Annotated in this window: 10 protein-coding genes; 5 read left to right on the forward strand and 5 right to left on the reverse strand. The window is 67.7% G+C overall.

Annotated elements, in window-relative coordinates:
• The 3 genes from G3O06_RS42865 to G3O06_RS42875 form a co-directional block, all read right to left on the reverse strand.
• Positions 1-919, reverse strand: a 919-nt coding sequence (locus G3O06_RS42865) for a heavy metal-associated domain-containing protein (RefSeq protein WP_205819698.1), incomplete at its 3' end; no start/stop codon positions are given.
• Positions 920-1133: 214 nt separating this feature from the next.
• The gene (locus G3O06_RS42870) at positions 1134-1457 is read right to left on the reverse strand and encodes a toxin-antitoxin system HicB family antitoxin (protein WP_205819699.1); all 324 of its coding nucleotides are present in this window, start codon (positions 1455-1457) and stop codon (positions 1134-1136) included.
• Positions 1454-1732 (reverse strand): toxin HicA, encoded by a 279-nt coding sequence (locus G3O06_RS42875; protein ID WP_346779593.1) that lies wholly within the window; start codon positions 1730-1732, stop codon positions 1454-1456. Before G3O06_RS42875 ends, G3O06_RS42870 begins: the two co-directional genes overlap by 4 nt.
• 312 nt (positions 1733-2044) lie before the next feature.
• Between G3O06_RS42875 and G3O06_RS42880 the strand changes: the two genes are divergently transcribed.
• Both G3O06_RS42880 and G3O06_RS42885 read left to right on the forward strand, forming a co-directional pair.
• The gene (locus tag G3O06_RS42880; RefSeq protein WP_174971395.1) at positions 2045-3481 is read left to right on the forward strand and encodes a DUF1254 domain-containing protein; all 1437 of its coding nucleotides are present in this window, start codon (positions 2045-2047) and stop codon (positions 3479-3481) included.
• Positions 3482-3629: 148 nt separating this feature from the next.
• Positions 3630-7400, forward strand: a complete 3771-nt coding sequence (locus tag G3O06_RS42885) for a DUF748 domain-containing protein (RefSeq protein WP_205819701.1) — start codon at positions 3630-3632, stop codon at positions 7398-7400.
• A gap of 59 nt (positions 7401-7459) precedes the next feature.
• Here G3O06_RS42885 and G3O06_RS42890 read toward each other — a convergent pair whose 3' ends face one another.
• Positions 7460-7684: a hypothetical protein gene (locus G3O06_RS42890; RefSeq protein ID WP_027790361.1), complete on the reverse strand. Its 225-nt coding sequence runs from the start codon at positions 7682-7684 to the stop codon at positions 7460-7462.
• A gap of 311 nt (positions 7685-7995) precedes the next feature.
• On the opposite strand from G3O06_RS42890, the gene G3O06_RS42895 reads away from it, so the two are divergent.
• Positions 7996-9675 (forward strand): alkaline phosphatase family protein, encoded by a 1680-nt coding sequence (locus tag G3O06_RS42895; protein WP_174999852.1) that lies wholly within the window; start codon positions 7996-7998, stop codon positions 9673-9675.
• A gap of 88 nt (positions 9676-9763) precedes the next feature.
• Here G3O06_RS42895 and G3O06_RS42900 read toward each other — a convergent pair whose 3' ends face one another.
• A complete protein-coding gene (locus G3O06_RS42900; protein ID WP_174999851.1) occupies positions 9764-10660 on the reverse strand; it encodes a LysR substrate-binding domain-containing protein in 897 nt (298 codons plus the stop codon).
• Between the two features lie 161 nt (positions 10661-10821).
• On the opposite strand from G3O06_RS42900, the gene G3O06_RS42905 reads away from it, so the two are divergent.
• Both G3O06_RS42905 and G3O06_RS42910 read left to right on the forward strand, forming a co-directional pair.
• Complete coding sequence (locus G3O06_RS42905) at positions 10822-11673, forward strand: ABC transporter permease subunit (RefSeq protein WP_174918046.1); 852 nt, start codon at positions 10822-10824, stop codon at positions 11671-11673.
• 7 nt (positions 11674-11680) lie between these two features.
• Positions 11681-11990, forward strand: a 310-nt coding sequence (locus G3O06_RS42910) for an ATP-binding cassette domain-containing protein (protein WP_205819703.1), incomplete at its 3' end; no start/stop codon positions are given.

Genomic DNA, 11990 nt, shown 5'->3' on the forward strand with positions numbered 1-11990 from the left:
TGGCCGCCAGCGCCTTTTCGACGCGGCCGGCGCAGGACGCGCAGGTCATCCCGCCGATGTCGAGTTCGAGATCGGCGGGGGCGGTGGCGGGTGCCGGCGGGATCGCCGCGCCTTCAACGGGCGTCGCGCCATAACCCGCTTGTTTCACGGCTTCGGCGAGCCGTGCGGCGGTCACGTCGGGCGAGGCGTCGACGGTAGCCCGTTCGGTCGCGAGATTGACCGATGCGCGCGTGACACCGGGCACCTTCGCCAGTGCCTTTTCGACGCGCGACACACAGGACGCGCAGGTCATCCCGTCGATGTCGAGTTCGATGCTGGCCGGCGCGGCAGGCGAGGAAGGTGCGAACGCGGCGACGCCTGCATCCGTTACGGCCGGCGTCGCGCCGTAGCCGGCCTGCTTCACGGCGTCAGCGAGCTGCGCGGCGGAGACGTCGGGCGCAGCGTCGACGGTAGCCCGCTCGGTCGCGAGATTGACCGATGCGCGCGTGACACCCGGCACCTTCACCAGTGCCTTTTCGACGCGCGACACGCAGGACGCGCAGGTCATTCCGTCGATGTCGAGTTCGATGATGGTGCTGTCGGCCGGAAGCGGCCGGCTGGCAATGGAGGCGGCCGCGGCCGTCGGCGCGGGTGACGCTTCGACAGGATGCGCATGCGCCGTCGCGGCGCCTTCGAGCACCGGTGCGCGCACGGCGGCGCGGTAGCCGGCTGCGCTGGCCGCTTCGACGAGTTGTGCGGCTTCGACCGTTTCCTGCGCAGTCACCGTCGCCGCGTGCGCGTCGAGGTCGACCGTTGCATCGACGACGCCCGGCACCGCGGCCAGCGCCCGTTGCACGCGGCCGGTGCAGCCGCCGCAATGCATGCCGTCGACGCTCAGTTCGATCGTGTGCAGCGCTGTGGAGGCAAGTGGTTCAGTCATGTCGGATTCCCTGAATGCGCGGCTCATGCCGCGAATGGTTCCAGTATCAACATTCCCATAATGGTAAGGTCAAGCGGTACATGACGATGCGAGGCAAGGTAGGCGGATCGGCTCAAGGCCATCGCTGTTCACAGGGTGCCACGGCCCGGAAAAAGCGGACGCCCGGCTTCCGTGCGGAAAGCCGGGCGTCACGTGTTGGCACACCGCCGCGCGGTCACGCGCAGAGCTTGGCGCTCGCGAGACGGTTCAGGCTGACGCCTTGTTCGGCGGCCTGGATCACCAGCGCGCGGTGGGCCTGCGGCGGGATGCGGACCTTGAATTCGCCGCTGTAGGTTCGGTCGGCGATCGGATCGGGCACTTTTTCGCCGTTCGCGGCCATGTCGCGCACGACATCGGCGACGAGCCGGCGGATACCGGCCAGCGCGCCTTCCGGCGTCGCGTCGAGCCACGAAAGGGACGGGAACTCCGCGCACAGGCCGACGTGCTCCCCGTCCTCCGGGGACCACGTTACGCGGTACGTAAAGTGGTCTTGGGTCATGCTTTCTGTTCCTTCAGTTGGTCGATCGCGTCGAGATCCTGCCGCACCTGATAGGCCTTGGCTTTCCCGCGATCGTTCTGGATATTCACTCGAGGGTCGCCTTGCCACGGTGTCTTGAAAATGGCGTGGCTTGAACCGGATTGGCGGGCCTGTCCGAAGTGCGCCTCGCAGACCTTGTACAGATCGTTGAATCGCACATTCGCGGGCTCGCGCCTCATTTGCTCGAGGATCTTCCAATCGCTTGTCATACTGAATGGTGTCAATAGTGACACCACTTGTCAATCCGGATGGCGGCTCGATCGGCGCTGGGATGGATCTGGCGCAGGCTGAAGCTGCTTCGATGGCGCCCCAATTTGCCTGAAGATCCGGCGAAATATTTCAGACCCGCTCGGCCTGCGGTTACGCGCCGCCAGCTATTCGGCATATTGGGGGATGCCCGTAGGCGCTATGATACCGGCCTGACATCAGCGCCCGCCGTTATGAACCGCAGCGAAACGGTTAGCCGGGCAGGCTGGGGTGCCTTGTTTTCGCCATTCGCAAGTCGAACAAGGCGTTGACTGAAAAGAACGATATTCGGCCAGTAATCGATGATTGAAAACCAGCAGGAATCAGTTTCTCTGCGGCGCGCGTGCGCGTCGCTGGCCATGGCGGCGTTGCTAGCGGGGTGCGCATCGCAACCGGACGCAATCCAGCGGAAAACCGGCTGGATGCGCGCGGAAGTCGCCGACTCCTATGTCTATGCGTATCCGCTCGTGCTGATGGACGTCGCGAAGGAAGCGGCGACGGGCGGTGACGGCGCGCAACCGGGGCAAGCGCCGCTCAACACGCTGCGCCACGCGCAGGCGCTGCCGCCCGTCGGCGCGGTCAATCCGCCGCTGCCGGGCGTCGACACGCTCGACTCGACCGGCTGGCTCGACGTCGCCGCCGAACCCGTGATCGTCACGCTGCCCGACGCGCGCGGCCGCTACTGGGATGCCCGTGCGCTCGACATGTGGACGAACGTGCTGTGGTCGTCGTCGAGCGCGCCGACACGCGGTGCCCGTGGCGGTGCGCGATCGCAAACGATTGCCTTCGCCGCGAAGGACTGGCAGGGCACGCTGCCGAAGGGCGCGGTCCGGATCGACGTCCCGTCGGCCAACGCGTGGCTCGAAGTCCGGCTGCAGACGAGCGGCGGGCGCGACCTGACGAACGTGAAGAAACTGCAGCGCGCGATCCGCGTGGTGCCGCTCTCCGTATACACAGGCGCCGCGCGCGGCGCGTCGGTCGCGGTCCATGCGGGCAGCGCGCCGTCCGAAGCGGTGGGCGGCGGCACGCCGGCCGAGCAGGTGGCGGCACTCGACCCGAAGGCGTTCTTCGCGCGCTTCGCACAGGCGCTGCAGGACAACCCGGCACCGGCCGACGACGCGCACGCGCAGTCGCTGCTCGGCGACATCGGCGTATCGGCCGGCTACCCGGTGCTGTGGACGGGCGACCGCCTCGCGGCCGCGACGGCCGGCGTTGCCGAGGCCCGTGCACGGCTCTCGACCGCGCCGTCGAACCTGCTGAATGCGAACGGCTGGAGCTGGATCGGCGATACGGCCGGCAAGTACGGTCAGGACTACACGCTGCGCGCGTACGCGGCCTACACGCAGTTCGGCACCGCGACGCGCGACGACGAAACGCTCGCGGTTGCCCGCGTCGACAGCGACGGTCATTCGCTGAACGGTGCGAACCGCTACGTGCTGCATTTCGCGCCGGGCGCGCTGCCGCCGGCGCGCGCGTTCTGGACGCTGACGCCCTATACGACGAACGGCGCGCTGCCCGACGTCGGGTCGGCGCGCCGCTCGCTCGGCGATCGCGACCGCCTGCGCCGCAACCACGACGGCTCGATCGACATCGTCGTGTCGGCGTCGCCGGGCGGCACGCAAGCGGCCAACTGGCTGCCGGCACCGCGCGCCGATTTCGCCCTCGCATTGCGCCTGTACGCGCCGAAGCCGCAGGCGAGCGACGGCACGTGGATGCCGCCCGTCATCGTCCGGAAATGAACGGATGACCGGCGGCGTTGTCCGACCGGCGGGCGCGACGGCGCCCGAACCCCGTACCGTCACCTCCTGAGCCTATACTTTCGGGATAGCGTGCGCGGCCGCCCGGTTCTCCGGTGCGGCCCGGCACCCCATCCCGAGGCATTCAAGCATGGCAAGCGCAGACAAAGAAACCGTATCCTCGACCCTCCATGCCCTCGGTGGCGTTGCACGCTCGCGCCGGACCCGGCGCATCGGCATCGGCCTGCTGATCTTCATCGTTTTATTCGGACTGCTCGGATTCTTCGCGGCGCCGCCGCTGATCCGCCATATCGCCGAACAGCAGTTGAGCAAGCAGCTCGACCGGCCCGCCACGATCCAGCGCATCGCGCTGAACCCGTACACGCTGAACCTCGAAGCCGACGGCATCCATCTCGGCGACAAGGGCGGGCAGGGCGACTTCGTCGACATCGCGAAGCTCGTCGTGCGGCCGTCGTGGTCGTCGCTGTTCCGCGGCGCGCCGATCGTCAATGAAATCCGCCTCGACTCGCCGCGCTTTCATATCGTCCGCTACGACGCGCAGCGCTTCAACTTCACCGACCTGATCGAGAAGTTCTCGACACCGTCGCCCAAGCCCGAAAGCAAGCCGACGCAGTTCTCGGTGTCGAACATCCAGGTCAACAACGGCCGGATCGACTTCGACGACCGCCTGCTGAACGAAAAGCACGTCGTCGACAACTGGACGCTCGGCATTCCGTACATCGCGACGCTGGCATCGAAGACCGACATCTTCGTCGAGCCGAAGCTGCGCGCGCGCTTCGACGGCAGCCCGATCGCGATCGATGGCAAGACCAAGCCGTTCGCGCAGTCGCGCGAATCGGAGATCGCGCTGAAATTCGATGGCCTCGACGTACCGAAGCTGATCTCGTACGTGCCGGCGAAGCTGCCGGTGGCCGTGACGAGCGGCCTCTTGAGCAGCGACCTCAAGGTCAATTTCGTGATGAGCGGCGAGACGCCCGCGCTGCGCGTCTCGGGCACCGTCGACCTGAACGACGCGAAGGTGACGGACCATGCGTCCGCGCCGCTGTTCGCCGCGCGCGGCGTGCACGTCGCGGCGGCCAGCCTCGAGCCGCTGCGCAACGCGATGCACTTCGACGAGATCCGGATCGACCAGCCGGTGGTCGACCTGTCGCGCGACAAGCAGGGTGTGCTGAACGTCGAGAGGCTCGCCACCGCACCGACGGCCGCCCAGGGCAAGCCGGCGGCGTCGGGCGCAGCCGCCGCCTCCGCCGCTGCCGAAGCCACCGCCAGCGGCGCAAAGGTCGAAGCCGGCGCGAAGGAGGCGCCGCCGCTCGACCTGACGATCCGCCATTTCGCGATCGACGGCGGTACGGTCAACGTCGACGACCGCGTGCCGGCAACGCCGACCGCGCTGTCGCTCACGAAGCTCGCCGCGACGCTCGACGGCTTCTCGATGCAGGGCAAGACGCCCGCGAAATACACGCTGTCGACGTCGCTGTCGCGCGGCGGCGACGTGACGGCCGAAGGCACATTCAATCTCGCGGAGAAGCAGGCCGACAGCAAGCTGACGGTCGCCGCGCTCGCGCTGCCGGCGCTGCAGCCGTACCTCGGCGAAGCCACGCGTGCGCGCGTGCTCGACGGCACGCTCGGCGCGACCGTCAACGCGAAGGCCGACTGGGGCAAGACGCCGCTCGCCGCGCAGGTCGCCGACAGCACGATCAGCCTGAAGTCGCTGAAGATCGCGACGCCCGACGCGAAGGCGCCCGCGATCGTGCTGCCGGACGCGAGCGCGAAGATCGCGAAGGTCGACGTGGCCACGCGCACCGCGGAGATCGCGAGCGTCGACGCCAGCGGGCTCGCGCTCGACGTGCAGCGCCTGAAGGACGGCAAGATCGACCTCGCGGCGCTGGCCGAGCCCGCGCAGGCGTCGGTGCCGAAGCGCACGGTCGCGCGCAAGGCCGAGGCCGCCGCGCCGTCGTGGCATTACCGGATCGACGCGCTGAACGTGAAGGATTCGTCCGCGAACTTCACCGACCTGTCGACGCCGCGCCCGGTGAAGCTGGCGATCAAGCCGCTGGACCTGTCGGTGCAGAAGATCAGCGACGACATGACCAAGCCGCTGCCCGTGCAGCTGAAGGCGACGCTGAACCGCAAGGGCTCGCTGAACGTGACGGGCGACGTGACCGCGCAGCCGCTGAAGCTCGGCTTGAAGATCAACGGCAACCGCCTCGATGCGGCCGCGTTCGAGCCGTACTTCGGCAGCGCGCTGAACGCGACGATCGCGAGCGCGCTGCTCAACGCGCAGGGCAACCTGACGTTCGCGCAGGTGAAGGACGCGCCGCGCGCAACCTATCGCGGCGACGTCGCGCTCGTCGACGTGCGGATGCTCGACAAGGCGACCTCCGACCCGTTCGCGGGCTGGCGCTCGCTCGCACTGTCGAACCTGAAGGTGAACTACGACGAGAAGGGCACCGACGTCGACGCCGCGCGCGTGACGTTCTCGAACTTCTACGGCCGCGTGCTGCTCGACGCGCAGGGGCGCCTGAACCTGAAGGACGTGGTCGCGAAGCAAACGGGCCCTGCGCAGTCGCTCACGCGTGACGCGAGCAAGGGCGAGCCGGTGCCGTTGTCGCCGCAGGCCGCGTCGGCGCCGGCGGCCGCGCAGCAGGCGTCCGCGCCGGCCGCCGCGTCGGCGACGGTGGTCGTGAAGGCCGCGACACCGCCGCAGAACCCGGTGCGGATGCATTTCGGCGAGCTGCTGCTGCAGAACGGCCGTGTCACGTATACGGACAACTTCATCAAGCCGAACTACACGGCGAACCTCGTCGCGATCAAGGGCACGGTCGGCGCGTTCGGCACGGATTCGACGACGTCCGCGCCGGTCGACGTCGCCGCGAACCTCGCGGGCAACGGGCCGATCTCGATCAAGGGTTCGGTGAACCCCCTGATCGAGAAGCCTGCGCTCGACCTCACCGCGACCGCGCACGACATCGAGCTGACCAACCTGACGCCGTACTCAGCGAAGTACGCGGGCTACCCGATCACGAAGGGCAAGCTCAACGTCGACCTGCATTACGCGCTCGAGAACGACCAGCTGAAGGCGAACAACCATATCTTCATCGACCAGCTCACGTTCGGCGACCGTGTGGAGAACGACACGGCGACCAAGCTGCCGGTGAAGCTCGCGATCTCGCTGCTGAAGAACACGCGTGGCCAGATCGACGTGAACCTGCCGGTGTCGGGCTCGCTGTCGAATCCGGAGTTCAGTGTCGGCGGGCTGATCTGGCGCGCGGTGCTGAACCTGATCGCGAAGGCCGTCACGTCGCCGTTCTCGCTGCTCGCGCATGCATTCGGCAGCGGCGGCGAGGATCTCGGCTATGTCGAATTCGCGCCGGGCTCGTACCAGCTCGACGACGCACAGCAGAAGAAGCTCGACACCGTCGTGAAGATGCTGACCGAGAAGCCGTCGATCCGCCTCGACCTGATCGGCCGCGTCGATCCGGCGAAGGACACGTCGGGGCTCGGCGATGCGTACGTCGAGCGGCTGGTGCGCCAGCAGAAGCTGAAGGACGTGGTCGGGCAGGGCGAGAGCATCGACCCGATGTCGGTGAAGGTCGAACCGGCCGAGTACAGCAAGTACCTGGCGCGCGCGTACAAGGCTGCCGACTTCAAGAAGCCGCGCAACCTGATCGGCCTGCAGAAGACGCTGCCCGACGCCGACATGAAGAAGGCGCTCGCCGACCATGCGCCGGCCGACGACAACGCGCTGCGTGCGCTCGCGCAGCAGCGCGCGCAAGCCGTGCGCCAGTACCTCGACGGGAAGATCGATTCGAGCCGCGTGTTCGTCGTTGCGCCGAAGCTCGATGCGAAGGGCATCGAGGACAAGGGCGCGACCACCCGCGTCGACTTCGGCCTGCAGTAAGCAGGCCATCCGCCGCCGCTGCGTCCGTTCATCCGTTCGGGCGCGGCGGCGTGCTTCCTTCAGCGCGCGGCGATCGCCGGTTCCTCGCGCTTGCCCAGTTCCTTCTTCGCGGCCAGCGGCAGACGCGCGTCGTCCCACTGCGCCAGCCATTCGACTTCCTTCGCCGTGAACACCTGTCCGTAGTTGCGCAACGCGTACTGCAACGCGTCGACGACGTGGTGGCGAATGATTTCGGGGGTGCGTGCATCGTCCAGCACGAACCGGAGGGCTTCCAGGGTCGACATACTCGTGCTCCGGGTCAGGGAAAACCCTTTATCACACGCCAATAGTCATACGCCAAGCCGGAAAAAAAATCGCGGCCGGCGGTGCCGCATGCGCGTTCTGACCGATGCACCGGCGCGGTGCCGGCAGGTGTGCGCGGATCTCGCAATGTGCGCCAGGTCACCTTGCTTTGCGACCGCTTCGTGTCACTTGCGATTGGTTACGTTTGATAGAAAACAGAAAGCCCCGCTTCATGCGAGCGACCCACGGCGCGCCCATATTCTTGCGCGGCTGATGGCAAGTCACGCAGTTCAACGTCAATCGATGAGGTGGGGTGATCATGTCTTTCCTTGGTAAGCAGCGGAAGTTGGTGGCGATGGTGGCGGGCGCGCTGGCGCTCGCCGGCGCGGGTGCGCACGCGGCGCAGCAGGACGGCAACAATCAGGGCGAGGACCGCGGCCACGCGAGCCGCGTCGTGAAGCACGTACTGCTGATCAGCGTCGACGGCCTGCACGAGCAGGATCTCGCGCGCTGCATCGGCGCGAACACGTGTCCGAACATCGCGGTGCTCGCGAAGAGCGGCGTGACGTACACGAATGCCTATACGCCTGGCCTGTCGGATTCGTTCCCGGGCCTCGCCGCGCTCGTGACGGGCGGTTCGCCGAAGACGGCCGGCCTGTTCTACGACGTGTCGTACGACCGCAACCTGTACGCGCCGGGCGACACGAGCTGCTCGGGCAAGCAGGGCTGGAACGTCGTGTTCGACGAGACGACCGGCATCGACGCCCAGAACGGCGGCGCGCTCGTCCACCTGAACGGCGGCGGCGCGTTCAACCCGCAGGCGATCCCGAACGCGAAGGTCAACGGCAAGTGCGTGCCGGTCTATCCGCACAACTACGTGAAGACCAACACGGTGTTCGAGGCCGTGAAGGCGGGCATCCCGAACGCGACCACCGCGTGGGCCGACAAGCACGCGTGGGGCTACGACTGGCTGAACGGGCCGTCGGGCACCGGCGTCGACGATCTGATGCGCACCGAGATCAACTCGATCGACCCGGCGACGCAGACCGACTACACCGACGTCTATTCGCATACCGCGCAGTTCGACAACCTGCACGTGCAGGCGCTGATCAACCAGATCAACGGCCGTGATTCGACCGGCACGAAGAGCGCGCCGGTGCCGACGCTGTTCGGCGCCGACTTCCAGACGCTGAGCGTCGCGCAGAAGGCGGTGGTGACGAAGGGCGGCGGCTACCTGGATGCGAACTTCACGCCGAACGGGCAGGTCGCGAACGCGATCACGTACGTCGACAACTCGATCGGCCATATCGTCGCGGCGCTGAAGCAGGCGAACCTGTATTCGTCGACGGCCGTGATCGTCACGTCGAAGCATGGCCAGTCGCCGACCGATCACACGAAGCTCGTGAAGAACGGCGACACGCTGACGAAGCTGCTCGAAGCGAACAACTATCTCGACCCGAACGGCAACTTCGGCCAGGCCAACACGAAGACGGGCAACCTGAACGACGGCTCGGGCCTTGTCGACACCGGCTTCGTGCAGACCGACGACGTCGGCCTGATCTGGCTGCGCGACCGCAACCAACGCACGGCCGTGGTGCAGACGCTGAAGGCGAACCTGGGCTGCAACGCGCCGGGGATCTGCGCGGACGGTTCGCAGGCCTACATCCTGTACGGCGCGGCGCTGGCCGAGCGCTTCGGCGATCCGGCCAACGGTCGTACGCCGGACATCATCGTCCAGCCGAATCCGGGTGTGATCTATACGTCGAGCACGAAGAAGGACGAGGAGCACGGCGGCAACGCGCCGGACGACAGCCACCTCGGCCTGCTCGTGTCGTACCCGGGCGTGCATCGCGCACGCACGGTGGCCGACACGGTCGGCACGAAGCAGGTCGCGCCGACGATCCTCGCGCTGCTCGGCGCGAACCCGCGCCTGCTGCATGCCGTGGTGGCCGAGAATACCGGCGTGCTGCCGGGCCTCGGTATCGGCCGCTGACGACGCCTGCCGGACGCCGCCGTCAGGCGGTGTCCGGAGCGGGGCGCGCGGCGGCGCGCGTCCCGCCGCACGACGAATGCGGGCCGGCTTACGCCGGCGCGCATTCGTCCAGCATCCATTCCCTGAAGTGCCGCAACGCTTCGCTCGTGTCGAGGCGCTCCGGCGCGTAGCACAGGTAGTGCCCCTGCGCGTCGACCTCGACGGGCGCGTCGAACGGTTCGACGAGCGTGCCGGCCGCGAGATTGTCCGCGATCAGGAAGCGCGGCACGAGCGCGAGCCCGAGCCCCGCCTGCGCGGCCTGGATCAGCACCGAATACTGTTCGAAGCGCGGCCCGGCCAGCGCGTTCATCTGCGTGGCGCGATGGCGTTCCGCCCACGCGGACCACGCGATTTCCGCCTGCTCGTGCACGAGGCGCGGCGCCGTGACGGCGTCGGCGGGTGTGCGCAACGCGTGCCGCTCGCCGAATTCACGCGCACAGACCGGCACGAAGGTCCGCCCGTCCAGGTAATCGCTTCGCACCCCTTCCCAGGCGCCGTCGCCGTAGCGGATCGCCGCGTCGAGCCCGAACGGAAAGATGTCGCCGTGCGCGAGATGGCGGCGAAAGCTCAGCGTGACGCTCGGCGCGACGGCCAGAAAGCGCGAGAGCCGCGGCACGAGCCACTTGGTCGTGAACGTCGGCACGCTGGCGATCGTCAGCAGGTCGCTGTTCTCGCGCGCGCTCAGCAGTTCGATCGACGCGTTGCCGATCTCGCGCAGCGGGCCGGCGACGCGTGCGTGGTACACCTGCCCGGCGCGCGTGAGCACGAGGCTGCGCCCCTCGCGCACGAACAGCTTCACGCCGAACAGCGCCTCGAGATTCGCGATCTGCCGGCTGACCGCGCTGGGCGTCAGGCCCAGTTCGCGGGCCGCGTAGGAGAAGTTCAGGTACTTCGCAGAACAGGTGAATGCGTGCAGTTCCGAGACGTTCGGATACAGGTGCTTCATCGCGACTATTCCTTCGGCGCACAGATCGATGCGGGCTTTGTACGTTTTTTTCATGACGATGCCATGTCGGATCCGCACACTTCGGCCATCCAGAAAACGCGTGACAGCCCCGCCCGGCGGGCGTTGCGCGGTGTCTTCGTCTCTTGTCCGCGAGTGTTTCCATGCCTGCGTCTACCGCCCCGGCACTGGCCGATGGTGTTCCGATTTCGCGTAACAGGCCCGTGCGCCCGAGTGCCGGGCGCCTGTTGCTGCACGCGCTCGTCGCGGTGTTCGGGCTCTACCTGCTGCTGCCGATCGCGCTGCTGCTGATCGGCTCGGTGGGCCAGTCGTGGACGAACACGCTGCTGCCGACCGGCTTCACCGGGCACTGGTTCGCCGATCTGGCCGGAAATCGCAGCTTTACGCGCGCATTCGGCGTGAGCCTGACGGTGGCGTTGGCGTGCTGCACGCTCAACGCGCTGATCGGCCTGCCGCTTGCCTATGCGCTGCATCACCGCGCGCAGGCCGGGCGCGGCATGGCGACGCGCATCGTGATGCTGATGCCGGTGGCCGTGCCCGCGCTGACGCTCGGCTTCGGCTACATCGCGATCTTCAGCGGCGACACGCTGCCATGGCTCGGCACGCTGCCGCTGATGATCGCGGCCCACGCGGTGCTGACGCTGCCCTACCTGCTGCAGACGCTGCTCAGCGATCTGCGCCACCTCGGGCTCGCGCGCCTCGAGGCCTGCGCGGCGACGCTCGGGGCGACGCCGCTGCGCCAGTTCTTCACGATCGTGCTGCCGAATCTGCGGCACAGCCTGTTTTCGGGGCTCGTGATGGTGGCCGCGCTGTCGATCGGCGAATTCCAGATCTCGAACCTGATCGCCGGTTTTCGCTACCGCAATTATCCGATCGTGCTGCTGCAGGCGTTCTACGGCGCGTCGGGGATGGCATGCGCGGCCACCGTCGTGCTGCTCGTCCTCGCCGTGCTCGCGACGCTCGTGTCGGTCGGCACCGTGCAACGTATGAAGTGAGTCCGTCATGAGTCTCGAGTTCGAACACGTCAGTTTCCAGTATCCCGGCGCGCGACACGGTGTCGACGACGTCACGCTGTCCGCCGCGCAAGGCGAGCTGCTCGCGGTGATGGGGCGCAGCGGGTCCGGCAAGTCCACGCTGCTGCGGCTCGCGGCCGGCCTGCTCGAGGGCGGCAGCGGCCGCATCGCGATCGGCGGCGCCGACATGGCGGGTGTGCCCGTGTGGCGGCGCGAAGTGGGCATGGTGTTCCAGCACTACGCGCTGTTCCCGAACCTGTCGGTGGCCGACAACGTCGCGTACGGGCTGAGGATGCGCG

Source organism: Burkholderia sp. Ac-20345 (assembly GCF_017104825.1).
Taxonomy (GTDB): Bacteria; Pseudomonadota; Gammaproteobacteria; order Burkholderiales; family Burkholderiaceae; genus Burkholderia; species Burkholderia lata_B.

Bases quoted from the DNA above. Each gene is read 5' to 3' on its own strand.
- G3O06_RS42870 (WP_205819699.1), bottom strand. From the start codon at position 1,457: ATGACCCAAGACCACTTTACGTACCGCGTAACGTGGTCCCCGGAGGAC.
- G3O06_RS42880 (WP_174971395.1), top strand. From the start codon at position 2,045: ATGATTGAAAACCAGCAGGAATCAGTTTCTCTGCGGCGCGCGTGCGCG.
- G3O06_RS42885 (WP_205819701.1), top strand. From the start codon at position 3,630: ATGGCAAGCGCAGACAAAGAAACCGTATCCTCGACCCTCCATGCCCTC.
- G3O06_RS42890 (WP_027790361.1), bottom strand. From the start codon at position 7,684: ATGTCGACCCTGGAAGCCCTCCGGTTCGTGCTGGACGATGCACGCACC.
- G3O06_RS42900 (WP_174999851.1), bottom strand. From the start codon at position 10,660: ATGAAGCACCTGTATCCGAACGTCTCGGAACTGCACGCATTCACCTGT.
- G3O06_RS42905 (WP_174918046.1), top strand. From the start codon at position 10,822: ATGCCTGCGTCTACCGCCCCGGCACTGGCCGATGGTGTTCCGATTTCG.